Below are 23,489 nucleotides of genomic sequence, written 5' to 3'. Positions count from 1 at the left end.
CAGTATCCCCACGCACTGCTGCGTCCCCGGCGGTCGAGCGAGGCTTGATCACGACAACGCACCGCATGCGCAAGGGACTCGTGATGAACCGTCAGAACCGTACTGTCCGCCGCGCCCTGGTCGCCCTCGCGGCCGCCACCCTCCTCGGTACCGCCGGTACGCTACCCGCCGCCGCGGCCGCCCACGGCCCGGTCCCGGCCGTGATCGCCGGCCACGCGCCCAGCCTGGTGCCCGAGACCGCCGTCTGGGACGCCGCCCACCACCGCTTCCTGGTCGGCTCGCTGCGGCACGGCACCGTCTCCGCCGTCGCCCCCGACGGCAGCGTCCGCACCCTGATCGACGACCCCGACACCCTGATCGAGATCGCCGGCCTGCGGATCGACCCGGTCCACCGCCGCGTCCTGGTCACCAACCTCGACAACGGCATCGGCGAGCGCACCGGCCCCGCCACCCTCGGCCGGGTCGCCGGCATCGCCGCCTACGACCTGGACACCGGCCGCCGCCTCTTCTACACCGACCTCGCCGCCGTCGCCGGAGACGGCGGCGGTCACCTCGCCAACGACATCGCCGTCGCCCCCGACGGCACCGCCTACGTCACCGACTCCTTCGCCCCGTACGTCTACCGGGTCGCCCCCGACGGCACCGGCTCCGTCCTGCTGCGCGACGACCGCCTCGCCGCCCCCGCCGGCTCCTACGGCCTCAACGGCATCGCCTACCAGGACGGCCGCCTCCTGCTCGGCAAGTGGAACGACGGCACCCTCTGGCGGCTCCCGCTGCGGGACCCGGCCGCCCTGCGCCGGGTCGAGATCGCCGACGGCGGCGCCCTGCTCCACCTCGACGGCATCCTCGCCCGCTCGAACGGCACCCTGGCCGGCGTCACCAACCTCTTCTACGGCGCCGGCCGCGACGCCGAGGTGGAGCTCAGCTCCGACGACCACTGGCGCACCGCCCGCCTCACCGCCGTCCACCCCTCCGCCGACCCCACCCCCACCGCCGTCACCAACGGCCCGGCCGGCGGCCTCTACCAGCTCTCCGGCGGTCTGACGGAGGCCGACGCCGGCCACCCGACGGACACCTTCACCCTGCGGCGGGTGTGACCGGCCTGAAACCACTCCGCCCGATCGATGTTGGCGAGATACAATGCTATGTACATCACCAACATCGATCGGAGGTGCCGGGTGTCCGTGACGCAGATCGACATCGACGAAGAGGCGCTGGAGCGCGCGATGGCCCTTGCCGGAGTGCGAACCAAGAAGGATGCCGTCAACCTCGCGCTGCGCTTCTACGCGGAACAGCAGGAACGCGCGGCTCGCATCAGCAGGCATTTCGAGCGTGCCCGGGACTGGGGAGCGGTTGAGCACGCCGAGCGGCTGCACCAGGCCGAGAAGGATGCTCGGTGATCTATCTCCTCGACACCTCCGCCCTGGTTCGAGTGCTGCGCGAGCCGAAGCTCCAGAACGCCTGGTACGACGCGATCGACGCAGGGTCGATCGCGTCGTGCTACCCGCAGCGTGCCGAGTTCCTCTACAGCGCGCGGGACGGCCGGGAGTACGACGAGATCTCCGAGATGTTCGCCGAGCTCTACCCGGATGTCTCGGTGCCGAAGAACGCGGGACGCTGGATCGACACGGTGCAGCGGCGGATGGCACTCGGCGGGCAGCACCGCAGTGCTTCGGCGGTCGACCTCATGATCGCGGCGACGGCTGCCCACCACGGACTCACGGTCCTCCACGACGATGCGGACTATCGCACTGTGGCGCGCTACGCCGCCGACCTCAGCGAGCACAGCATCCTGGACTGCGGGTGAATCGACCCGGGGCTCAGGCCGTGAGCGCTGGAACGGCCCGCGCCGCCCGCCGGGCCTCGTCGTAGCGCTCCAGCAGCAGGGCGGCCAGTTCCGGGGCGGGGCCGAGGGGGTCGGCCACGGTGTCCGCGCCGTGCGCCGCCGCCGCGATGCGGTCGGGGAGCAGGCCCGGGGCAAGCAGGTAGGGGGCGACCGCGGTGTGCGCGGCGCCCGCGGCGCGCAGGGCGGCGAGGGCGTCGGGGACGCGGGGGCCGGCGGCGGAGGCGTAGGCGACCTCGACGGCGGCCCAGCCGCGGGTGCGCCGCCACTCGGCGGCCACCGCTCGGGTCGCGGCGTCGGCGGCCGGGTCGGAGGAGCCCGCGGCGGCGAGCACCACGCCGGTGCGGGCGCGGACGGCGGGGCAGCCGGTGTCCACCCCGGCTTCGGCGAGGCGGCGGTCCAGGGCGGCGAGCAGTAGCGGGGAGGGGCCGAGCACGTCCGCGACGGGTAGCCGGGAGCCGGCGGCGCGCAGGGCGGCGGGGATGTCGTGCTTGGCGTGGAAGGCCCGGTTGAGCAGCAGCGGGACGGCCACCGCGTCCGCGAGCCGTCCGACCACCTGGGGGATCCGCGGCGCGCAGTGGTCCAGGTAGGCGGTGGCGACCTCGATGCCGGGCCGCCGGGCCCGCACCTCCTCGACGAGCGCGGCCACGGTCGCGGCGTGGCGCGGGTCGCGGCTGCCGTGGGCGATGAGGAGCAGGGCGGGCATCAGCGGGGCCTCACTTGGCGGAGGCCAGCAGGCCGCGGTTGCGCAGCACCCGGCGCTCGACCGGGGTGAATACCAGCAGCTCGATGGCGATGCCGACGAACAGGATGAGGATGATGCCGAGCAGCACCCCGGACATGTCGGAGAACTCGCGCTGGTCCTCCAGGAACCGGCCCAGGCCGCGGCCGAGGTCGGGGGAGGAGGCGACCAGCTCGGCGGCCATCAGCGAGCGCCAGGAGAACGCCCAGCCCTGCTTGAGGCCGGCCAGGTAGCCGGGCAGCGCGGCCGGGATCAGCACGTGCCGGGCGCCGGACAGGCCGGTGGCGCCGATGGTGCGCCCGGCCCGCAGGAACAGCGGCGGCACCTGGTCGATGCCGGCCACCAGGCCGTTGGCGATGGACGGGACGGCGCCGAGCAGGATCACCGCGTACATCATCGAGTCGTTGATGCCGAGCCAGATGACCGCGGCCGGCACCCAGGCGACCGAGGGCAGCGACTGCAGACCCTGCAGCACCGGGCCGATCGCGGTGCGCACCGGCCTGACCCGGGCGACCACCAGGCCGATCGGGGTGCCGATGACGACGGCGAGCAGGAAGCCGGACAGGCCGCGCCAGACGCTGGTCCAGATGATCGAGAACAGCGTGCCCTGGTACCAGAGGTCCTGCGCGGAGTGCCAGACGTCCGCCGGGCTGGGCAGCTTGTACGAGGAGGTGAGGTGCAGGCTGTACGCGCCCTGCCACAGCGCGAGCACCACCAGCACGCCGACCAGCGGCGGCAGCGCCTTGGTGCGCAGCACCTCGCCGAGCGAACTGCGCTGCGCGGAGACCGAGTCGAGGGCGTCCAGGCCGGCGCCGACGTCGGCGGTGTCGCTGTCGGGGCGGGACAGCGCGGTGTCAGTGCTGGACATGGCGACGGATCTCCCCACGCAGTTCTTCGGTGATCTCGATGGACAGGTCGGCCACGCCCGAGGACTCGATGCGGCGCGGCTGCGGCAGGTCGATCCGCCACTCGCGGGCGACCCGGCCGGGGCGGGAGGAGAGCAGCACGACGCGCTGGGCCAGGCGCACCGCCTCGCGCACGTTGTGGGTGACGAACAGGACGGACAGCTGCCGTTCGGCCCAGATCCGGGTGATCTCGTCGTGCAGCACGTCCCGGGTGATGGCGTCGAGCGCGGCGAACGGCTCGTCCATCAGCAGCACCTTGCTGCCCTGGGCGAGCGCCCGGGCCATCGCCACGCGCTGGCGCATGCCGCCGGACAGCTCGTGCACCCGCTTGCCGTAGGAGCCGTTCAGGCGGACGAGTTCGAGCAGGCGCTCGGCCTCGGTACGGCGCTCGGGGCGGGGCACGCCGGCCAGCTTGAGGGCGAGCTCGATGTTCTTCCCGGCGGTGAGCCAGGGGAACAGCGCGTGCTCCTGGAACATCAGGGCGGGGCGGCCGCCGGGCACCTCGATGGTGCCGCGGCTGGGCTTGTCCAGGCCGGCGACCAGGTTGAGCAGGGTGGACTTGCCGCAGCCGGAGGCGCCGAGCAGGGTGACGAACTCGCCGGGCGCGACGTCGAGGGTGATGTCGTCCAGGACGTGGGTCTGCGCGCCCGGGCGGCCGAAGGACTTGTGCACGTTCGCGATCCGGACGGCGGGCGCGGCGCCGGGGGTGTCGACGACGGGGGTGTTGGCCTCGGTGGTCAGTGCCGGGGTCATCCGGGGACCTCCTGCGTGAGTGGTCTTGGGCCCCTCCTGCGCGTCGGCGGGCAGGGAGGGAAGCGGCTTCGGAGCTGGGGCCGGGGCCCGGCCCCGCCCGTCCCGGTGGGCATCGATCGGGGATCGACCGGACGGGCGGGGGACCGGACCGCGGAATCGGGGGCGAACTTCCTCGCGGAGGGAGCTACTTGGCGCCGAGTCCGGCGTCCGCCACGGGGGCCTGGCCCTGGGCCGCGAGGACCTTGTTCAGCAGGGTGAGGTCGTAGATGCCGTTCAGGTTCGGCTTCTTGAGCAGCCCGGCGGTCACGGCGTGGTCGGCCTCGGCCTGCAGGGTGTTCGCCAGCGGGTCGTCCAGGAAGTCGATGTCCTGCCAGGCCGGGTCGAGGACGGTCGGCTCCAGGGCGTTGCCGGCCTCCTTCCTGATCGCCTCGTTGGCGTCGGCCTTGGCCTTGCCGGGGTCGGCCTTGATGAAGGCGTTGGTCTTCACCGAGCCGCGCAGCACGGCCTCCACCACGTCCGGGTGCTCCTTGAGGAACTTCTGCGAGACGATGATGTTGGTGATCACGAACTTCTTGTCCGGCCAGACGTCCTTCTCGTTGAGCAGGACCTTCGCGCCGAGCGTGACCAGCTTGGAGGCGGTCGGCTCGGGCACCCAGGCGCCGTCGATGGAGCCCTGCCGGTAGGCGTCGGGGGTGACCTTGTTGTCGGTGCGCACCACCGAGACGTCGCCCGCGCCGGAGGCCGCGTCGACCTTGTAGCCCTTGCCCGCGAGGTAGTTGAGCAGCGCCACGTCCTGGGTGTTGCCCAGCTGCGGGGTGGCGATCTTCTTGCCCTTGAGGTCGTCGAGCGAGGAGACCTTGTCCGGGTTGACGACCAGCTTGACCCCGCCGGAGGCCGAACCGCCGATGATCTTCAGCGACCTGCCGTCGGACTTGGTGTAGCCGTTGATCGCGGGGGAGGGGCCTATCCAGCCGATGTCGATGGAGCCGGCGTTGAGCGCCTCGATCTCGGCCGGGCCCGCGTTGAAGACCTGGGTCTTGACCTGGGTGGCGCCCAACTCCTTCTGGAAGATGCCCTCCTGGAGGCCGACCAGCGCGGTGCCGTGGGTCAGGTTGGCGAAGTAGCCGATCTTCACGGTGTCGGCGGAGAGCTTGGCGCCCGAACCGCCGGCCGCGGCCGCGGAGTCGGCGGAGCCCTTGTCGGCGGCCTTGGAACCGTAGCCGCAGGCCGACAGCAGGGCCACGGCGGTCAGGCCGGCGACGGCGGCCGCGGCGCGGCGTCTGATCCGCCCGGCGTCGGGGCGGGACAGCCTATGGGAGGGAACGCTGCGGGAGGGTGTCGGGTTCGGTGCCATGGTGAGTCCTGTTCGCGGACGGACCGTCAGGAGGCGGTCCCGGGCGGGAGGTCGGAAGGTGGTGCGCGCGGCATCGAGGTGCCGGGGCAGGCCGGGCTGCGGTGGGGGAAGCGGCCCGGTGACAGGGCGGTCAGCCCTGTCGGCCCACACATCGGGTCAAGCCGCCCTGGCCGCTGCCGAGGACGCCGCTGCCGATGCGGCCGCCTTCCTTGTCCATGCCCGAGAACGCCTCGCTGGGCATCAGACCCAGTCCTCCTCTTCGGATGCGTCGGGTACGTCGTCGGTGCGTACGGTCTCGAAGGCCTCGCCCGCCATGCCGGCGGTGAGGGTGGTGCCGTCGGCCGGGTCGATCAGCAGGAACGAGCCGGTGCGGCGGTTGTCGCTGTAGCCGTCGAGGGCCAGCGGCTCGGCGGTGCGCAGCACCACGTGGCCGATGTCGTTGACGTTCAACCCCTCGGCGCCGCTGCGCTGTTCGAGGCTGTCGATGTCGATGCGGTAGGAGATCTCCTTGACCAGCGCGCGCACGGTGCGGGTGGTGTGCTTGAGGAGCACCTTGTCCCCGGTGCGCAGCGGCCGCTCGTTGAGGTGGCTGACGGTGGCCTCGATGTCCTTGGTGGGGACGGGGGCCGTGCCGGCGGCGATCAGGTCGCCGCGGGAGATGTCGAGGTCGTCGGCGAGGCGGACGGTGACCGACTGCGGGGCCCAGGCGATGTCGGTCTCCCGGCCGAGCGCGTCGATCCCGGCGACGGTGGTGGTGTGTCCGGAGGGCAGTACGGTGACGGTGTCGCCGACGCGCAGCACGCCGGAGGCCAGCTGGCCCGCGTAGCCGCGGTAGTCGGGGTGTTCCTCGGTCTGCGGGCGGATCACGTACTGGACCGGGAAGCGGGCCGGTTCGACGCTCGGGTCGCTGCCGACCGGGACGGTCTCCAGGTGTTCCAACAGGGTCGGGCCGCCGTACCAGTCCAGGTGTGCGGACGGTTCGACGACGTTGTCGCCGGCGAGGGCGGAGATCGGGACGGCGAGGACGTCCTTGACGCCGAGGGAGGCGGCGTAGGCGGTGAACTCGGCGGCGATGGCGGCGAAGACGGGCTCGGCGTAGTCGACGAGGTCCATCTTGTTGACGGCCAGCACGACGTGCGGCACGCGCAGCAGCGCGGCGACGGCGGCGTGGCGGCGGGTCTGCTCGACGACGCCGTTGCGGGCGTCGACGAGGACGACGGCGAGTTCGGCGGTGGAGGCGCCGGTCACCATGTTGCGGGTGTACTGCACGTGGCCGGGGGTGTCGGCGAGGATGAACCGCCGCCGCGGGGTGGCGAAGTAGCGGTAGGCGACGTCGATGGTGATGCCCTGCTCGCGCTCGGCGCGCAGGCCGTCGGTGAGCAGCGCGAGGTCGGGCGCGTCCTGGCCGCGGCCCAGGGAGACGCGCTCGACGGCCTCCAGCTGGTCGGCGAGCACCGACTTGGAGTCGTGCAGCAGTCGGCCGACCAGGGTGGACTTGCCGTCGTCGACGGAGCCGGCGGTGGCGAAGCGCAGCAGCGATGTGGCGGTGGCTTCCTGGGTGGTGCTGGTCATCTTAGAAGTACCCCTCGCGCTTGCGGTCTTCCATCGCGGCCTCGGACAGCTTGTCGTCGGCGCGGGTGGCGCCGCGCTCGGTGAGGCGGCTGGCGGCGATCTCGGCGATCACGGCCTGGATGGTGGTGGCGTCGGAGTCGACGGCTCCGGTGCAGGACATGTCGCCGACGGTGCGGTAGCGGATCAGCCGCCGCTCGACGGGCTCGCTGTCCTTGGGGCCGCCCCACTCGCCGGCGGTCAGCCACATGCCGCCCCGGGCGAAGACGTCCCGCTCGTGGGCGTAGTAGATCTCGGGGAGGTCGATGCCCTCGCGCTCGATGTACTGCCAGACGTCCAGTTCGGTCCAGTTGGACAGCGGGAAGACCCGCACGTGCTCGCCGACCGCGTGCCGGCCGTTGTACAGCGACCACAGCTCGGGGCGCTGGCGGCGCGGGTCCCAGGCGCCGAACTCGTCGCGCAGGGAGAAGACGCGCTCCTTGGCGCGGGCCTTCTCCTCGTCCCGGCGGCCGCCGCCGAAGACGGCGTCGAAACGGTTCTTCTCGATCGCGTCGAGCAGCGGCACGGTCTGCAGCGGGTTGCGGGTGCCGTCCGGGCGCTCGCGCAGCACGCCGCGGTCGATGAAGTCCTGGACGTGGGCGACGTGCAGGCGCAGGTTGTGCTCCGCCACGACGCGGTCGCGGTAGGCGAGGACCTCGGGGAAGTTGTGCCCGGTGTCGACGTGCAGCAGCGAGAAGGGGATGGCGGCGGGCCGGAAGGCCTTGAGTGCCAGGTGCAGCATGACGATGGAGTCCTTGCCGCCGGAGAACAGGATCACCGGGCGCTCGAACTCCCCCGCGACCTCGCGGAAGATGTGCACCGACTCGGCCTCCAGCGCGTCCAGGTGGGACAGCGCGAACGGGTTGTCGTCGATACGGACCGGGCTGTCGGTCTCGGTGGTCATGCGAGTCCCCTCTCGGTCAGGAAGGCGTGCAGCTCGGCGGCGGACTCGGCGACCGCGCGGCCCTGCGTCTGGAGGCGCAACTCCGGGTTCTCCGGGGCCTCGTACGGGTCGTCCACGCCGGTCAGGCCGGAGATCTCGCCGGCCGCCTGCTTGGCGTACAGGCCCTTGACGTCCCGTTCGGCGCACAGCTCGACCGGGGTGGCGACGTGGATCTCCAGGAACTCGGTGCCGGCCGCCGCGTGCCGCTCGCGCACCGCGGCGCGGGAGTCGGCGAACGGGGCGATCACCGGGGCGAGCACCTTGACGCCGTTGGCGGCCAGCTTCTCGGCGACGAAGCCGATCCGGGTGACGTTGGTGTGCCGGTCCTCGCGGGAGAAGCCGAGGCCCTTGGAGAGGAACTCGCGGATCTCGTCGCCGTCCAGGACCTCGACCTTGTGGCCCTCGACGCGCAGCCGCTCGGCCAGGGCGAAGGCCAGCGTGGTCTTGCCCGCGCTGGGCAGCCCGGTCAGCCACACGGTGGCGCCGCGCTCGCAGGGGGCAGCCGTGCGGGCCGCCGCCGTGCCCTCGACGGAGCCGCGGCGACTCAGGGTGTGAGCTGTCACGGTTCTTTCCTTACGCAGTAGTTGGCAGGGGCTCAGAGATGGATGCCGCACTCGGTCTTGCCGGAGCCGGACCACCGGCCGGCCCGGGCGTCCTCGCCCTCGGCGGGCTTGCGGGTGCAGGACAGCGGGGAGCAGCCGATCGAGGTGTAGCCCTCCCACAGCAGCGGGTTGAGCAGCACGCCGTTGGCGGCGACGTAGGCGTCCACGTCCTCCTGCGTCCACCGGGCGATCGGGGCGATCTTGACCTTGCGGCGCTTGGCGTCCCAGGCCACCACCGGGGTGTTCGCCCGGGACGGCGACTCGTCGCGGCGCAGCCCGGTGGCCCAGGCGTCGTAGCCGCCGAGGCCGCGGTTCAGCGGCTCGACCTTGCGCAGCGAGCAGCACAGGTCCGGGTCGCGGTCGTGCAGGTTCGGTCCGTGCTCGGCGTCCTGCTCGGCGACGGTCTTCAGCGGGGTGAGCGTGATGACGTTGACCGGCATGGTCGCGGCCACCGCGTCGCGGGTGCCGATGGTCTCCGCGAAGTGGTAGCCGGTGTCCAGGAACACGACGTCCACGCCGGGGAACACCGAGGAGGCGAGGTGGGCGACCACCGCGTCCTCCATCGAGGAGGTGACACAGAACCGCGTGCCGAAGGTGTCGGCGGCCCAGCGCAGGATCTCCTGCGGCGTGGCCTCCTCCAGCTCGCGGCCGGCCCGGACGGCGATCTCCTCGTAGTCAGTCGTCGTGCTGCTCATGGGACGCACCCCCGTTGGTCGGTGACAGCAGGCCGAGGAACTTCAACTGGAAGGCGCGGCGGCAGCCGTGGCATTCCCAGGCGCCGTGCCCGGCCTCGGACGGGCGCAGGTCCTCGTCCCCGCAGTAGGGGCAGAAGAACGGGGCGGCACGCTCACTCACGACAGCTGTTCCTCGGTGGCCCGGGCCGTCCACTGGGCGAAGCGCTCGCCCTCGGTGCGGTCGGCCTGGTAGCGGGTCAGCAGGCGCTCCACGTAGTCGGGCAGGCCGGCGCTGGTGACCTTGAGGCCGCGGACCTTGCGGCCGAAGCCGGCCTCCAGGCCGAGCGCGCCGCCCAGGTGCACCTGGTAGCCCTCGACCTGGTTGCCGTGCTCGTCGGTGACCAGCTGGCCCTTGAGGCCGATGTCGGCGACCTGGATGCGGGCGCAGGCGTTCGGGCAGCCGTTGATGTTGATGGTCAGCGGCTCGGCGAACTCCGGCAGGCGCTGCTCCAGTTCGTCGATCAGGGTGCGGCCGCGCTCCTTGGTCTCGACGATGGCGAGCTTGCAGTACTCGATGCCGGTGCAGGCCATGGTGCCGCGGCGGAACGGCGAGGGGGTGACCCGCAGGTCGAGCGCCTCCAGGCCGGCCACCACCGACTCGACGTGCTCCTCGGCGATGTCGAGGATCAGCATCTTCTGCTCGGCGGTGGTGCGGACCCGGTCGCTGCCGTGGGCGGCGGCGAGGTCGGCGATCCGGCCGAGCAGCTTGCCGTCGACCCGGCCGACGCGCGGGGCGAAGCCGATGTAGTACCTGCCGTCCTTCTGCCGGTGGACGCCGACGTGGTCGCGCCAGCGGGCGGCGGGCTCGGCGGGCGCGGGGCCGTCGACCAGCTTGTGCTCGAGGTACTCGTCCTCCAGCACCTGACGGAACTTCTCCGCGCCCCAGTCGGCGACCAGGAACTTCAGCCGGGCGCGGTTGCGCAGGCGACGGTAGCCGTAGTCGCGGAAGATGCCGATCACGCCGCCGAAGACGTCCGGCACCTGCTCCAGCGGGACCCAGGCGCCCAGGCGCACGCCGAGCTTGGGGTTGGTGGACAGGCCGCCGCCGACCCACAGGTCGAAGCCGGGCCCGTGCTCGGGGTGGACCACGCCGACGAAGGCGACGTCGTTGATCTCGTGCGCGACGTCCAGCAGCGGGGAGCCGGAGACGGCGCTCTTGAACTTGCGCGGCAGGTTGGAGAAGTCCTTGTTGCCGATGAAGCGGCGGTTGATCTCCTCGATGGCCGGGGTGCCGTCGATGATCTCGTCCTCGGCGATGCCGGCCACCGGGGAGCCGAGGATGACGCGCGGGGTGTCGCCGCAGGCCTCGGTGGTGGACAGGCCGACGGCCTCCAGCTTCCGCCAGATCGCCGGGACGTCCTCGATCCGGATCCAGTGGTACTGGATGTTCTGGCGGTCGGTCAGGTCGGCGGTGCCCCGGGCGTACTGCTCGGAGACCTCGGCGACGGCCCGCAGCTGGGGGACGGTCAGCCGGCCGCCGTCGATGCGCACGCGGAGCATGAAGTACTCGGCGTCCAGCTCGTGCGGGTCCAGGATCGCGGTCTTGCCGCCGTCGATGCCCTCCTTGCGCTGGGTGTAGAGGCCCCACCAGCGCATCCGGCCGCGCAGGTCGGCGGGGTCGATCGAGTCGAAGCCCCGGTGCGCGTAGATCGTCTCAATACGTGTCCGCACATTGAGACCGTCGTCGTCCTTCTTGACCTGCTCGTTGGCGTTCAGAGGAGTGAAGTGGCCCATGCCCCACTGGCCCTCGCCGCGGTGGCGGGTCACCTTGCGGGCCGCGGCAGGGCGGCGCGCGGCGGCGCGGTCGGCCGTGGGCTCGACGGTCTCGGGGGAGGTGGCCATGGTGAAGTCCTTCGGGGCAGGTGGCTCTGACGCCGGGTCGGTCGCTGGGCGTGCTCGGCGGTGCGCTGCTGCTGTGACCTGCTGTTTCTCAGGACCGGGGGAGCAGTGACCGGGGCCGGGCGGGGCGCCTGCGCAGCCGCTTCAGCGGGGACGGCGGGGTGGGTGGCGCCGGGTGCGGTGGTGGCGGCGGGGTGGGGCTCAGGTCACCGGACAGATGGCGCTGGACACGCGAAGGAGATCGACGTGGAGTCGACCTACCAGGGTGGTTCCGGCGCTAGACATGGCAAGAGATTCGCACGGCGCGGGACTCGCGGTCCACTGACATCCAAATGGTGGACTCTGGAGTTTCACGATTCGGAACGCCGAACGGTTCCCGCCGCTCCCCGCCCGGTGTCCGGCCACACGCCCGTACCCCCGGGGGGAGATCAACCGGAGCGTCCCGGCCCGATACCGTTAGCCCTGTGCGAGCAGCAGGCGATACGAGCAGACCGAGCCCCGAGCGGCCCTCCCGGCGGCGGGGCAAGGGCTCCCGGCGCGCGGCCAAACAGGCCACCTGGCGCCGCACCGCGTGGGAACTGGTGAGGGACACCACCAACACCTGCGTGGAGTACCGGGTCACCGGCCTCGCCGCCGAGGCGGCCTTCTTCACCCTCCTGTCGATCCCACCGCTGCTGCTCGGCCTGGCCGCCACCCTCGGCTACCTCGACGAGTTCGTCGGCGCCGGCACCATCGACCGGCTCAAGCACGACATCGTCTCGGCCTCCGGGACGGTGCTGTCGGACTCCTCCGTCAACGAGGTCGTCAAGCCGCTGCTCAGCCAGGTCTTCGACCACACCCGGCCGGACCTGATCTCGCTCGGCTTCCTGCTGTCGCTGTGGTCCGGATCCCGGGCGCTCTACATCTTCATCGACACCATCACCGTGATGTACGGGCTGGACGGCAAGCGCGGCATCGTCAAGACCCGGCTGCTGTCGCTCGGCCTCTACCTCGGCGCCCTGGTGATCAGCTCGCTGGTGCTGCCGCTGATGATGGCCGGGCCCGGGCTGGTCGAGAACGCCGTGCACGGCATCGCGGGACTGGTCGGCGCCGCCTACTGGCCGGTCGCGATCCTGCTGCTGATCGTCTCCCTGACCACCCTCTACCACCTGGCCGTACCGGTCTCCACGCCCTGGCGCGAGGACATCCCCGGTGCCCTGGTCGCCCTGGTGGTGCTGGTCTTCTGCAGCGTCGGCCTGCGGCTCTACCTGGTCAGCTCGGTCGAGGGCCCCTCGGTGTACGGCTCGCTGGCCGCGCCGGTGGCCGTCCTGCTGTGGATCTTCGTGGTGGCCCTCGCGGTGCTCATCGGCGCCGCCATGAACGCCGCCATAGACCGCCGCTGGCCCACTCTGGAGACCGCCGACGCCCGCGCCGAGAACGAGCGCGCCCACGAGGAGGCGGCCGCCGCGGTGGTCCGCGAGGTGGCCGCCCGACGGGCCGTCGAGCGGGCCCGGCGCGCCCGCGAGCTGGGCCTGGCCGAGGGCGCCGAGGAGGAGTGGGGCGAGGAGGAGGTCGACGACGTCGACGTACCCGCCGAGTACCCCGAGCGGTGGGCCGACATACTGGCCGCCGACAACGTGCGCGGCCGCCTCACCGCCCGCGGCGGGCCGCACCACCGGCCCGCCCCGCCGCCGCCGGACAGCGACCGGCCGGCCGGGCCGCCGCCGCCGGAGCGGCCGGCGCCGAGCTACCCGCCCAGGCCGCCGCGCCCGCCGTGGGAGCAGCGGTAGCGGGCGATCGCAGTAACGGGCGATCCGGGACATACGGGCAGGGCCTCCCCCACGGGTGCGGGGGAGGCCCTGTGTGCGTCCGCGGCCGGATGTGACGACCGGGTGGTGATCAGGTGGCGGCCGGGTTCGGCGGATACGGCGACTGCGGGGGCTGGCCGTAGCCGTGGGTGGGCTGGTCGGCGACCGGGGGGTAGCCGTAGGAGGGCTGCGGGTCGCCCGGCCCAGGGCCTCCGGGCGGCGGGCCGGCGGGCGTGCGGCCGAACGCGGGGCGCAGCTCGGTGGGGGCGCCCGGGTCCGCGGCACCGGCCGGGGCGGGGCTCGGGTCGGTGCCCGGGGCCGTACCGGGGCCGGGGCCCGGGTCGGTGCCCGGCGCGGTCGGGGCGGGCGTCGCCGAGCGGGCGGCCGCGCCGACCTGCGCCGGGAGCGGCTCCGGGCTCGGCGGGGCCGGCTCCAGGGCGGTGCGCCCCGAGGAGTCGCTCAGCTTGATCAGCAGCGCGACCATCAGCCAGTTCGCCAGCAGTGAGGAACCACCGGCGGCCAGGAACGGCAGCGCCTTACCGGTCAGTGGGACCAGCCCGCTCACACCGCCGACGACCACGAACACCTGCAGCGCGAGCGCCGCCGACAGACCGGTGGCCAGCAGCTTGCCGAACGGGTCGGTCAGGCCGACCGCGGTGCGCAGCCCGCGCTGGATCAGCAGCACGTACACCAGCAGCACCGCCGTGACCCCGGCCAGGCCCAGTTCCTCGCCGATGGTGGTGAAGATGAAGTCGCTGCGCCCGGCGAAGCCGATCAGCCAGGGCCGGCCCGAGCCCAGGCCCGTCCCGGTCATGTGCCCGGTGCCGAGGCTGAACAGCGCCTCGGCGGGCTGCTCGGAGATCGCCGGGTCGTGCACCGGCTTGTAGTAGTCCATCGGGTGCAGCCAGGCCTCGACACGCCCGTGAACGTGCGGCTCCAGGGTGCCGACCACCGTCGCGCCGCCGACCGCCATCAGCACGCCGAGCACCACCCAGCTGGTGCGCTCGGTCGCCACGTACAGCATTACGATGAAGAGGCCGAAGAAGATCAGCGAGGTACCCAGGTCACGCTCGAAGATCAGCACCAGCAGGCTGATCGCCCAGATCGCCAGCACCGGCCCGGCGTGCCGACCGCGCGGCAGGGTCATCCCCCAGACCCTCCGCCCGGCCAGCGCCAGCGCGTCCCGGTTGGCCATCAGGTAGCCCGCGAAGAAGATCGTGATCGCGACCTTCACGAACTCGTCCGGCTCGAAGGAGGGCAGCCCGGGGAGCTTGATCCACCGCTTGGCGCCGAAGCTGTCGGTCGGCGAGAACACCGGCGCGGTCAGCAGGATCAGCGCGCCCGCCATGAGCACGTAGACGTACCGCTGGAAGAAGCGGTGGTGCTTGACGAAGACGATCAGTGCGAGCGCCGCCGCCACCGAGATGAACACCCACATCAGCTGGGACGGCGCGGCCGGGAGCTTCTGGTAGTCGCCCTTGACCGCGTGCGCGGCCTTGTAGCTGAAGTCCAGCCGGTCCAGCAGCATCAGCCCGAAGCCGGTCAGGAACACCCCGATCGGCAGGATCAGCGGGTCCGCGTACGGCGCGAACCGGCGCACCGCCAGGTGCGCCGCCGCGACCAGCGCCCCGAGGGACAGACCGTGGACGAGCAGCCCGGGCGGCAGCTTGCCGGTCAGCGCCAGCGAGGCGTCGATGTGTCCCGCCAGACAGACGGCCACCGCGAGGACCAGCAGGCCCAGCTCGATATTGCGGTGGCGCGCGGCCAGCCGGCGGCCCTCGCCGCGTGCAGTGCTTTGCACCTCTTGTCGTCCCCTTGTTGTCACCCACGTGGCCGGTATCGCCGACGGTGCATCCTGCCAGACGAACGTGGCTCTCCGCCGGTTGCGGTCCCGGGGCCGGCAAGGGCAGAACTTTGCCTTGGCAAAGCTTTGTTGGGACTGGGTAAAGCTTTGTTCAGGTCGGGGTATAGAGGTGGGCCCCGCCCGGGGCGGGCCGTGTGGGGAGGGTCATCATGGCCGGGCGCCGCGGCCTGTGCCCGGCGCCCTTCCCGGCGCCATCCGGCGACGGCCGGGTGGCGGCTGCGGACGAGGTGAGTGGACGGAATGGACGGCGCGGCGCTTGCGTACAGCGGACCGCCCGCGTGGCAGTGGTCCGACCTGGTCACCTCCTGGACCTTCGAACCGCTGGTGCCCGCGCTCTCGGTGCTGCTCGGCGGCTGGTACCTGGCCGCGGTGCGCACCGTCCACCGGGGCGGTGAGCGCTGGCAGCCCACCCGCACCGCCGCCTTCCTCGGCGGGCTGCTGCTGTGGATCTGGTGCACCTGCTCCGGCCTCGGCGTGTACGAGCGGATCCTCTTCACCGACCGGTCCGTGCAGGTCGTGCTGCTGCTCATGGTCGTCCCGCTGCTGCTGGCGCTCGGCGCGCCGATCTCGCTACTGGTCGAGTCCTCGCCGGAGCACCGCCGCGAGCGGATCCTGCGGGCGCTGCGCAGCCGGCCGTCCAAGGTGCTGATGTTCCCGGCGGTCTCCACCGCGCTGCTGATGGCGCCGCCGTGGCTGCTCTACTTCACGCCCTGGTACGAGTGGTCGCTCTCCAGCGGGGTCGGCAACGTGGTGCTGCACCTGGCACTGGTGTTGCTCGGCCTGGCGTACTTCTGGCCGCGGCTGCAGCTCGACCCGGTCGGGCACGAGTACCCGCACCTGGTCGGGCTGTTCATCACCTTCGCCGAGGTGATCTTCGACGCGGGCCTGGGGATCGTGCTGATCTACGGCGGCCACCTCGTCGCCGAGCACTACTACGTGGCGCTCGAGCGGCCCTGGGGACCGAGCCTGGCGCAGGACCAGACCTGGGGCGGCAACGCCTTCTGGGTGCTGGGGGACCTCGTCGGGCTGCCGTTCCTGGCCGCGCTGGTGCGGCGGATGGTGGTGCAGGGGCGCGAGGAGATCAAGGCCGTGGACGCCGAGCTGGACGCCCGCTTCGAGGCGGCCGCAGCGGAGGCCCGGGCGGCGGGGCTGCCGGAGGAGGAGGAGACCGGCATGCGGCCCTGGTGGCTGGACGACCCGAACCTCAAGCACCGGTACGGCGGCTGACGGCGGCCGTTCGGAGAGGGGCGACGTCGGCCTCTGGCTGGACTCGCTTCGGCCGCCGACCGGGCCCCATTCCGGCTCCTTTCCGGCTCCTTTCCGGCTCCTTTTCGGCCTCCGCGAGTGCGTTTGCGCAGGTCGAAAACAGGTTGGCCGTGCACCTGCCGCTTCGCTAGCGTGTGAGCGTCCGGTTCGGGGGCCGTTGGGCCACCCGAGGAGTAGAGAGCAGGAGGTGAACCCCGTGGTCGTTGTCGCCCCGATAGCTGCCCTGGGCAGCACTCGCGTTCACCTCCTTTTCCCGGCCGCAGGCTGAGCCTCCCGCGCCAGCCGTAGCCCGCCGGGACCATCTCCTCCCGAAGGGCCACTGCGTTGTTCAACGCTGCCTCCGTTCCGTCGTACGCTCCCCTCTCCGCCTCTTCGTCCTCCGCCGAGGACTCCCCGCTGTCCCGCTACGGCTGGACGCCCGAGCGCACGCAGCTCTTCGCCCCGCTCGCCGAGGCCGGACTGCTCCCCGCCCGGATCGTCCGGGTCGACCGCGGCCAGTGCGACGCCGTCCTGGCCGACCCGGAGACGGGCGGGCTGCGCACCGTCCGGCTCGACACCCGGCCGGTGGGCGACGCCGACATGATCAACTGCCCGTGCACGGGCGACTGGGCCGCCGTCGACCTGAACGCCCAGCCGATGGCCGCCGTCGCCACGCTGCTGCCGCGCTCCACCGCGATCATCCGCAAGGTGGCCGGCAAGCGCTCCGACGGCCAGGTGCTGGCGGCCAACGTCGACACCGTGCTGATCGCCGCCTCGCTCGCGGTCGATCCCGACCTCGGGCGGATCGAGCGCTTCCTCGCCCTGGCGTGGGAGTCCGGCGCCGAACCGCTGGTCGTCCTCACCAAGGCCGACCTGGTCGACGACGCCGAGTTCATCCGCGCCGACGTCGAGGCGGTCGCCCCCGGCGTCACCGTGCTGGTGGTCAGCGCCGAGACCGGCGAGGGCATCGACGTGCTCCGCGCCTGCGCCCCCGGCACCACCGTGGTGATCGGCCAGTCCGGCGTCGGCAAGTCCACCCTCACCAACGCCCTCGTCGGCACCGAGGTGATGGCCGTCCAGGAGGCCCGCTCGGTCGACCAGAAGGGCCGCCACACCACGACCACCCGCGAACTGACGGCGCTGCCCGGCGGTGGCGTGCTGATCGACACCCCCGGGCTGCGCGAGGTCGGCCTCTACGGTGGCGAGGGGGTGGACCTGGCCTTCGCGGACATAGCCGAGCTGGCCGAGGAATGCCGCTTCCACGACTGCAGTCACAACACCGAGCCCGGCTGCGCGGTCCGGGCGGCGCTGGCCGACGGCACCCTGCCGCAGCGCCGGATGGACAGCTACCTCAAGCTCCAGCGCGAGAACGAGTGGATCGCCTCCCGCTCGGACGCCCGGGTGGCCAAGGCCCGGTTGAACAAGTGGAAGACGATCACCAAGTCGATGCGGGCGGCGGGAGGTCCGGTGAAGCGCTGATCCGATCTGGCCTGGCCACGGCCTTCCGGGCGCGCGGTGGGCGCGGGCGGTCCGGACCGCCCGCGCCGCCAGCCGGCCCGGACGGCGTGGGCGGCACGTACGACAGGTGCCACAGGTGCGCCAGCGCGACAGGTGCGGCACCGGCGGCAGGCGCGGAATCCGGCGCCCTTCGGGCCCAGGCGTGGGCAGAGGGTGGGAAGGTGGTGGAGGAGGCGGCAGGAGGGCGGGCGGGGGAGGGGGAGGGCCCCGAACGGTGATGTCCGATTCCCGCCAGTCACCCCCCACCCGGTACCGCAGACTGGACAACGTGATCGACGACGACATCCGGTACCGAGCCGTGGACAGCCGCGACGCCCGCTTCGACGGCGTCTTCTTCACGGCCGTCACCTCCACCGGTATCTACTGCCGACCGAGCTGCCCCGCCGTGACCCCCAAGCGCGCCAACTGCCGCTTCTACCCCAGCGCCGCGGCCGCCCAGGGCGCCGGCTTCCGCGCCTGCCGCCGCTGCCGCCCCGACTCCGTGCCGGGCTCCCCGGAGTGGAACCACCGCGCCGACCTGGTCGGCCGCGCGATGCGCCTGATCGGCGACGGCGTGGTGGACCGCGAGGGCGTCGCCGGTCTGGCCGACCGGCTCGGCTACAGCTCCCGCCAGCTGCAGCGCCAGCTCACCGCCGAGCTCGGGGCCGGCCCGATCGCCCTGGCCCGCGCCCGCCGCGCCCAGACCGCCCGTCTGCTGCTGCAGACCACCGAGCTGCCCGTCACCGACATCGCCTTCGCGGCGGGCTTCGCCTCCGTCCGCCAGTTCAACGACACCGTCCGCGAGGTCTACGACCGCACCCCCACCGGCCTGCGCGCCGAGGTCGCGGCCGGCCGCCGCACCGCGACCCCGGCCGGCGGTCTCACCCTGCGCCTCGCCTACCGCGGCGCGATCGACAGCGACCACCTGATCGACTTCCTCGCCCTGCGCGCCGTCCCCGGCGTGGAGGAGGTCGTGCCCGGCACGCTCCCCGGCGTGCGCACCTACCGGCGCACCCTCGCGCTCCCGTACGGCCACGGCATCGCCGAGGTCGACGGCCTCGCGCCGGACCAGCCGCGCACGCGCGGCTGGCTCGACTGTCGTCTGTTGCTGGCCGACCTGCGTGACCTGCCGACCGCCGTCCAGCGGCTGCGGACCCTCTTCGACCTGGACGCCGACCCGGACACCGTCGACGAGCAGCTCGGCGCCGACCCGGTGCTCGGCCTGCTGGTCCGCGAGCGCCCGGGCCTGCGCTCGCCCGGCCACGTGGACCCGCATGAGCTCGCCGTCCGCGCCGTGCTCGGCCAACAGATCACGGTCGGCGCCGCGCGCACCCTGGCGGGCCGGCTCGCCGAGAAGTACGGCACCGCGCTGCCCGAGCCCAACGGCGGCCTGCGGCTGCTCTTCCCCACGGCGGCGGCCATGGCCACCGCCGACCCGGAGGACTTCGCGATGCCCGCCGCCCGCCGCCGCGCGCTCACCGGTCTGTGCGCCGCGCTGGCCGAGGGTGTGGTCCGGCTCGACGCCGGGGTCGACCGGGAGGAGGCCGCGGCCCAGCTGCTGGCCCTGCCCGGCATCGGCCCCTGGACGGTCGGCTACCTGCGGATGAGGGCCCTGGCCGACCCCGACGTCTTCCTCCCGAGCGATGTGGGCGTCAAGCACGGCCTCACCCGGCTGGGCGCCGACGGCGACCCGAAGTCCGCCGCTCGCGCGGCCGAGGCCTGGGCCCCGTGGCGCTCCTACGCCGTCCACCGGCTGTGGGCCGGCCTCGAGAACACCAGCCCGAGCCCGAACCCCAGCCCCACCAGCACCAGCCCGAGCCTCAGCTCTAGCACCAGCACCGGAACGGAGCACGACCCGGCATGACTACCACCGTCTACACCACCATGGAGAGCCCCTTCGGCCAGCTGTTGCTCAGCGGCGTGCTGCCCGAGGACGGCGGCCCGGCAGCCCTGGCCACCGTCACCGCGCCCGGGCAGAAGTACGCGCTGGCCGAGCCTGCCGACGACTGGGTGCTCGACCCCGAGGCCCTCGCCCAGCCGGTGGCGCAGCTGACCGCCTACTTCGCCGGCGAACGCACCACCTTCGACCTTCCGCTGGCGCCCGAGGGCACCGAGTTCCGGCGCCGGATCTGGGCCGCGCTGGACGAGATCCCGTACGGCAGGACCGTCACCTACGGCCAACTCGCCGAGCTGGCCGGGCAGGAGCCGCGGATGGTCCGGGCGGTCGGTGGCGCGGTGGGCGCCAACCCGCTGCTGATCGTCCGCCCCTGCCACCGGGTGCTGGGTGCCGGCGGCGCGCTCACCGGCTTCGCCGCGGGCGTGGACCGCAAGCGCTGGCTGCTGGAGCTGGAGAGCGGCACACTCTTCTGACTCCGGGGCCCGCGACCCGGGCCGGCCGTCTGACCCGGGCCGGGCGTCCGACCCGGGCCCGGGGTCGGTTCAACCGCGCAGGTCCACCCGCCAGTTGTTGCTGCGCATGAACCGCCCGGGCGGGAACTCGAAGTCCGTCTGGCCGAGCAGCGTGAACCCGGCCTTCGCGCAGACCGCGTTGGAGGCGGGGTTGTCCACCGACGGGAAGGCGTGCAGGTGGCGATGGGCGGCCTCGCGCCGGGCGGCGGCGACGGCGGCCCGGGTGGCGGCCACCGCGATGCCCCGACCCTGGTGGCCGGGCAGCACGTTCCACCCCATCTCGTGCACCGTCTCGCCCTCCCAGGTCCGGGTGCCGTAGCCGACCGTCCCGACCGCCTCCCCCTCGGGCAGCAGCACGATCCGGTACATGCAGCCCAGACCGGACGGGACGAAGTCCAGGTAGCGCCCGTGCCGGACGAGCAGCTGCTCCTCGGTCTCCGGCCCGCCGACGTGCTTCTTCATCTCCGGCGTGTTGACCCGGCGCAGCAGCGCGAGGTCGGCGTCGGTCCAGGGCTCGATCTGTACTGCCACGGTGGTCATACCCGGGGACGGTAGCGCCCGTCGGACTGCGTCGACCAGCGGTTTACCCGGCCGAACGCCCCTGCTCGGCGGTGCCCGGCTGGGCCAGGGCGCGGGCGAGCTGCTCCAGCGCGGGCAGTGCGTGGACGACCGCCGCGCGGTCGGCCGGGTCGAGGGTGTCCAGGGCGGTGGCGATCCGGCGCTCGTGGGCGCGCTGCCAGTCGTCCAGCTGGCGCCGCCCGGCCGGGGTGAGGGCGATCCGGGCGGTGCGCCGGTCGCCGGGGTCGGCCTGGCGGTCCACGAACCCGGCCTCCAGCAGCTTGCCGATCAGCCCGCTGACGGTGTTGGGTGCGAGTCGCTGCCGTGCGGCGAGTTCGCCGACCCGCAGCGGCGCGGCGGCGAGCGTCTGGAGGAGCTCGACCTGCGCCATCGGCAGGGACTCCCACGGGTAGTCGATGCGGATGCTGCTGCGCAGCGCGCGGCGCAGCCGGGTGACGGTGTCGGTCAGTCGCCGGGCGTGCTCGACCGCCGGGTCGGGGGTTTCGGCGGCGGGGTCGGGAACGTGCGGTGACGACGGCATGGCGGACAGCGTATCGCCTGGTACGGGGCGTTTTCGGGGGGCCGTCCGGCTCTCGGACGCGCCGTGGACGCAGTGTGAGACGTTTCGTGTCGCAGAGCGATCGGCTCGTAGAGGGAACATGTCTGCCTCCGATATATTTGAGGTATGAACGCCACCGCCCTTGCCGCGCGCCTGCTCACCGAGCGGCCCCGGCCCCGCGGCATCGCCGGCTGGCGCCACGCCCACTGGCTGGCCGTCGGCACGGTCTGTCTCGGCGCCTTCCTCGGCCAGCTCGACGCCAGCGTCATCGCCCTCGTCTTCCCCGCCCTCGGCCGCCACTTCGGCGCGGGATTCGCCGCCGTGGAGTGGGTCGCCCTCGCCTACCTGCTGGTCCTGGTGGCCCTGCTGGCCCCGATCGGCTGGCTGTCCGACCTGGTCGGCCGCAAGACCATGTACATCGGCGGCTTCGCCGTCTTCGGCCTCTCCTCGCTGGGCGCCGGATTCGCCGGCAGTCTGTGGATCCTGGTCGCCTGCCGGGCGGTCCAGGCCGTCGGCGCCGCGATGATGCAGGCCAACAGCGTCGCCCTGGTCGCCCGCGGCGTCCCGGAGCACGCGATGCGCCGCGCGCTCGGCATCCAGGCCGCCGCCCAGGGCCTCGGACTGGCGCTCGGCCCCAGCCTCGGCGGGCTGCTGGTGGAGCACGCCTCCTGGCAGTGGGTGTTCTGGGTCAACGTGCCGATCGCGGTGTTCGGCATCGTGGCCGGCTGGTACCTGCTGCCCCGCACCCGGACCTGTACCCCGGGGGCGGCTGCGACACCGCGCGACAGCGAGCCGCGGGCGCCCCGCTTCGACCTGCCCGGCATGCTGCTGCTCACCGGCGCGACCACCGCGCTGCTGCTCGCCCTGTCCACCGCCTCCGGCCTGCCCCTGCCCGGCTGGGCCGTCGCCGTGCTGCTGCTCGCCTCCGTCGTGCTGGCGCTGGCGCTGGTGCGCCAGGAGCGGCGGGCCGCCCGGCCGATCCTGGCGCCAGGGCTGGTGAACACCCCGGGCGTGCGGTCCGGGCTGGTGGTGGCGCTGATCGGCTACCTACTGCTGTTCTGCCCGCTGGTGCTGGGCCCGGTGCTGCTCACCGGTGCGGGTGTGTCGACGGCCGCCGCGGGCCTGGTGGTCACCCTGCTGCCGGCGGCGTTCGCGGTCGCCGCGACGGTCGGCGGCGCGCTGCTGCCCCGGGGCTGGTCGGACCTGGCCCGGTGCCGCTTCGGCGCGGGCCTCGCGGGTGTGGGACTGCTGCTGTTCGCCCTGCTGCCGGTCTCCGGCGCGACGGTGGCGGCCCCGCTGCTGGTCGCAGGGTACGGGCTGGGCCTGCTGCTGCCCGCCAACAACGCGCTGGTGATGCGGGCGATCCCGGCGGAGTGCTCGGCCGTCGGCGGCGGCATGGTGAACATGGCGCGCAGCCTCGGCACCGCGCTCGGCATGGCGCTGTCCGTCCTCGGTGTCCACCTGGCGGGCGCGGCGTCCGGTGGGCGGACGGTGCTGATCGTCCTCGCCGTGGTCGCGGTGGCCGCCACCGCGCTGACCCGGCCCGCCCCCACCGGGGCCCGCCCCTCCGCTGCTACGCGGTGACGTTCAGGGCGTCCTGGGCCCGGTTCAGGCCGAGCCGCACCAGCGTCTCCAGGGCGTCCGCGCAGCGGTCCAACACCCCCGGCATCGCGGCCAGTTCGTCGTCCGAGAACTTCTTCAGCACGTGGTCGCCGATGCTCTGCCCCTTCGGCGGGCGGCCGATGCCGAACCGCAGCCGGATGAAGTCGCGGGTGCCCAGCACCTCGCCCACCGAGCGCACCCCGTTGTGGCCGCCCGGCCCGCCGCCGCGCTTCAACTTGCCGGAGCCGTACGCGAAGTCCAGGTCGTCCTGGACGACCACCAGGCGCTCGACCGGCACCCCGTAGCGGCGCAGCAGGGCGGCCACCGGGCGGCCGGACAGGTTGATGAACCACAGCGGCTTGGCCAGCAGCACCCGGCGGCCGTCCACCTCGATCTCCGCGACCAGGGTGGCGAGCCCGCGCCGGCGGAACCGGGCGCCGTGCCGCTCGGCCAGCCGGTCCACGGTCAGGAAGCCGGCGTTGTGCCGGGTCAGCCGGAACCACGGGCCGGGGTTGCCCAGGCCGGCGATCAGCCAGGGCGCGTCGGCGGTGGTCGCACCAGCGGTCATACGGGGTCTCCAGAGGTCGGGACGGCGGACGGCCGGGGCGCGGTGCGGACGGTACGGGACCGCCGCCGCGCCCCGGC

The 23,489-nt window shown here is 73.2% G+C and carries 24 protein-coding genes; 9 read left to right on the top strand and 15 right to left on the bottom strand.

Annotated elements, in window-relative coordinates; all coding sequences use genetic code 11:
• Positions 1 to 65: 65 nt before the first annotated feature.
• The 3 genes from ACH4E7_RS16875 to ACH4E7_RS16865 all read left to right on the top strand — a co-directional run bounded on the left by ACH4E7_RS16875 (position 66) and on the right by ACH4E7_RS16865 (position 1,807).
• Positions 66 to 1,097 (top strand): hypothetical protein, encoded by a 1,032-nt coding sequence (locus ACH4E7_RS16875; RefSeq protein ID WP_396249813.1) that lies wholly within the window; start codon positions 66 to 68, stop codon positions 1,095 to 1,097.
• Positions 1,098 to 1,178: 81 nt separating this feature from the next.
• Positions 1,179 to 1,400 carry a type II toxin-antitoxin system VapB family antitoxin gene (locus ACH4E7_RS16870; RefSeq protein WP_396249884.1) on the top strand — a complete coding sequence of 74 codons (222 nt, stop codon included), beginning with the start codon at positions 1,179 to 1,181 and terminating at the stop codon, positions 1,398 to 1,400.
• Complete coding sequence (locus tag ACH4E7_RS16865) at positions 1,397 to 1,807, top strand: PIN domain-containing protein (RefSeq protein WP_396249812.1); 411 nt, start codon at positions 1,397 to 1,399, stop codon at positions 1,805 to 1,807. Before ACH4E7_RS16870 ends, ACH4E7_RS16865 begins: the two co-directional genes overlap by 4 nt.
• A 13-nt stretch (positions 1,808 to 1,820) precedes the next feature.
• On the opposite strand, the gene ACH4E7_RS16860 is transcribed toward ACH4E7_RS16865, so the two are convergent.
• From ACH4E7_RS16860 to ACH4E7_RS16810, 11 genes are all read right to left on the bottom strand, one after another.
• Positions 1,821 to 2,549, bottom strand: a complete 729-nt coding sequence (locus ACH4E7_RS16860; protein WP_396249811.1) for a sirohydrochlorin chelatase — start codon at positions 2,547 to 2,549, stop codon at positions 1,821 to 1,823.
• Positions 2,550 to 2,559: 10 nt separating this feature from the next.
• A complete protein-coding gene (locus ACH4E7_RS16855) occupies positions 2,560 to 3,453 on the bottom strand; it encodes an ABC transporter permease (RefSeq protein ID WP_396249810.1) in 894 nt (297 codons plus the stop codon).
• Entirely contained in the window at positions 3,440 to 4,243 is an 804-nt protein-coding gene (locus ACH4E7_RS16850) for an ABC transporter ATP-binding protein (RefSeq protein WP_396249809.1), read from the bottom strand. Before ACH4E7_RS16850 ends, ACH4E7_RS16855 begins: the two co-directional genes overlap by 14 nt.
• Positions 4,244 to 4,427: 184 nt before the next feature.
• Positions 4,428 to 5,597 (bottom strand): aliphatic sulfonate ABC transporter substrate-binding protein, encoded by a 1,170-nt coding sequence (locus tag ACH4E7_RS16845; protein ID WP_396249807.1) that lies wholly within the window; start codon positions 5,595 to 5,597, stop codon positions 4,428 to 4,430.
• A 240-nt stretch (positions 5,598 to 5,837) separates the two neighbouring features.
• Positions 5,838 to 7,169 (bottom strand): sulfate adenylyltransferase subunit 1, encoded by a 1,332-nt coding sequence (locus ACH4E7_RS16840; RefSeq protein WP_396249806.1) that lies wholly within the window; start codon positions 7,167 to 7,169, stop codon positions 5,838 to 5,840.
• Between the two features lies 1 nt (position 7,170).
• Positions 7,171 to 8,109 carry a sulfate adenylyltransferase subunit CysD gene (cysD, locus tag ACH4E7_RS16835; RefSeq protein WP_396249805.1) on the bottom strand — a complete coding sequence of 313 codons (939 nt, stop codon included), beginning with the start codon at positions 8,107 to 8,109 and terminating at the stop codon, positions 7,171 to 7,173.
• Positions 8,106 to 8,696 (bottom strand): adenylyl-sulfate kinase, encoded by a 591-nt coding sequence (gene cysC / locus ACH4E7_RS16830; protein WP_396249883.1) that lies wholly within the window; start codon positions 8,694 to 8,696, stop codon positions 8,106 to 8,108. Before cysC ends, cysD begins: the two co-directional genes overlap by 4 nt.
• 47 nt (positions 8,697 to 8,743) lie before the next feature.
• Positions 8,744 to 9,445 (bottom strand): phosphoadenylyl-sulfate reductase, encoded by a 702-nt coding sequence (locus ACH4E7_RS16825; RefSeq protein WP_396249804.1) that lies wholly within the window; start codon positions 9,443 to 9,445, stop codon positions 8,744 to 8,746.
• A complete protein-coding gene (locus ACH4E7_RS16820; protein WP_380614287.1) occupies positions 9,426 to 9,605 on the bottom strand; it encodes a hypothetical protein in 180 nt (59 codons plus the stop codon). The genes ACH4E7_RS16825 and ACH4E7_RS16820 overlap by 20 nt, the downstream gene beginning before the upstream one ends.
• Positions 9,602 to 11,326 carry a nitrite/sulfite reductase gene (locus ACH4E7_RS16815; RefSeq protein ID WP_396249803.1) on the bottom strand — a complete coding sequence of 575 codons (1,725 nt, stop codon included), beginning with the start codon at positions 11,324 to 11,326 and terminating at the stop codon, positions 9,602 to 9,604. Before ACH4E7_RS16815 ends, ACH4E7_RS16820 begins: the two co-directional genes overlap by 4 nt.
• Before the next feature lie 198 nt (positions 11,327 to 11,524).
• Positions 11,525 to 11,608 carry a putative leader peptide gene (locus ACH4E7_RS16810; protein ID WP_318264789.1) on the bottom strand — a complete coding sequence of 28 codons (84 nt, stop codon included), beginning with the start codon at positions 11,606 to 11,608 and terminating at the stop codon, positions 11,525 to 11,527.
• A gap of 179 nt (positions 11,609 to 11,787) precedes the next feature.
• Here ACH4E7_RS16810 and ACH4E7_RS16805 point away from each other — a divergent pair, with 179 nt between their 5' ends.
• A complete protein-coding gene (locus tag ACH4E7_RS16805) occupies positions 11,788 to 13,092 on the top strand; it encodes a YihY/virulence factor BrkB family protein (RefSeq protein WP_396249802.1) in 1,305 nt (434 codons plus the stop codon).
• A 109-nt stretch (positions 13,093 to 13,201) separates the two neighbouring features.
• Here ACH4E7_RS16805 and ACH4E7_RS16800 read toward each other — a convergent pair whose 3' ends face one another.
• Entirely contained in the window at positions 13,202 to 14,911 is a 1,710-nt protein-coding gene (locus ACH4E7_RS16800) for an FtsW/RodA/SpoVE family cell cycle protein (RefSeq protein ID WP_396249801.1), read from the bottom strand.
• 303 nt (positions 14,912 to 15,214) lie between these two features.
• Between ACH4E7_RS16800 and ACH4E7_RS16795 the strand changes: the two genes are divergently transcribed.
• The 4 genes from ACH4E7_RS16795 to ACH4E7_RS16780 all read left to right on the top strand — a co-directional run bounded on the left by ACH4E7_RS16795 (position 15,215) and on the right by ACH4E7_RS16780 (position 20,086).
• On the top strand, positions 15,215 to 16,201 hold the full coding sequence (locus ACH4E7_RS16795; protein WP_396249800.1) for a cytochrome c oxidase assembly protein: 987 nt from the start codon (positions 15,215 to 15,217) through the stop codon (positions 16,199 to 16,201).
• Between the two features lie 363 nt (positions 16,202 to 16,564).
• The gene (gene rsgA, locus ACH4E7_RS16790) at positions 16,565 to 17,698 is read left to right on the top strand and encodes a ribosome small subunit-dependent GTPase A (RefSeq protein ID WP_396249799.1); all 1,134 of its coding nucleotides are present in this window, start codon (positions 16,565 to 16,567) and stop codon (positions 17,696 to 17,698) included.
• 256 nt (positions 17,699 to 17,954) lie between these two features.
• Positions 17,955 to 19,580: a DNA-3-methyladenine glycosylase 2 family protein gene (locus tag ACH4E7_RS16785; RefSeq protein WP_396249798.1), complete on the top strand. Its 1,626-nt coding sequence runs from the start codon at positions 17,955 to 17,957 to the stop codon at positions 19,578 to 19,580.
• A complete protein-coding gene (locus ACH4E7_RS16780; protein WP_396249797.1) occupies positions 19,577 to 20,086 on the top strand; it encodes a methylated-DNA--[protein]-cysteine S-methyltransferase in 510 nt (169 codons plus the stop codon). Before ACH4E7_RS16785 ends, ACH4E7_RS16780 begins: the two co-directional genes overlap by 4 nt.
• Positions 20,087 to 20,155: 69 nt before the next feature.
• Here the strand turns inward: ACH4E7_RS16780 and ACH4E7_RS16775 are convergent, their stop codons facing one another.
• Together ACH4E7_RS16775 and ACH4E7_RS16770 are read right to left on the bottom strand one after the other, a co-directional pair.
• Positions 20,156 to 20,665: a GNAT family N-acetyltransferase gene (locus ACH4E7_RS16775; RefSeq protein WP_396249796.1), complete on the bottom strand. Its 510-nt coding sequence runs from the start codon at positions 20,663 to 20,665 to the stop codon at positions 20,156 to 20,158.
• A gap of 43 nt (positions 20,666 to 20,708) precedes the next feature.
• A complete protein-coding gene (locus tag ACH4E7_RS16770) occupies positions 20,709 to 21,224 on the bottom strand; it encodes a MarR family winged helix-turn-helix transcriptional regulator (RefSeq protein ID WP_396249795.1) in 516 nt (171 codons plus the stop codon).
• 144 nt (positions 21,225 to 21,368) lie between these two features.
• Here ACH4E7_RS16770 and ACH4E7_RS16765 point away from each other — a divergent pair, with 144 nt between their 5' ends.
• Positions 21,369 to 22,826 (top strand): MFS transporter, encoded by a 1,458-nt coding sequence (locus ACH4E7_RS16765; protein WP_396249794.1) that lies wholly within the window; start codon positions 21,369 to 21,371, stop codon positions 22,824 to 22,826.
• Here the strand turns inward: ACH4E7_RS16765 and pth are convergent.
• The gene (gene pth / locus ACH4E7_RS16760; RefSeq protein ID WP_396249793.1) at positions 22,816 to 23,412 is read right to left on the bottom strand and encodes an aminoacyl-tRNA hydrolase; all 597 of its coding nucleotides are present in this window, start codon (positions 23,410 to 23,412) and stop codon (positions 22,816 to 22,818) included. The two genes, ACH4E7_RS16765 and pth, sit on opposite strands and share 11 nt — an antisense overlap.
• Positions 23,413 to 23,489: the final 77 nt, after the last annotated feature.

The organism is Kitasatospora sp. NPDC018058 (genome assembly GCF_044327205.1).
GTDB lineage: Bacteria > Actinomycetota > Actinomycetes > Streptomycetales > Streptomycetaceae > Kitasatospora.
The sequence above is the reverse complement of the archived record's forward strand: the minus strand, read 5'-3'. Positions and strand labels throughout refer to the sequence as shown.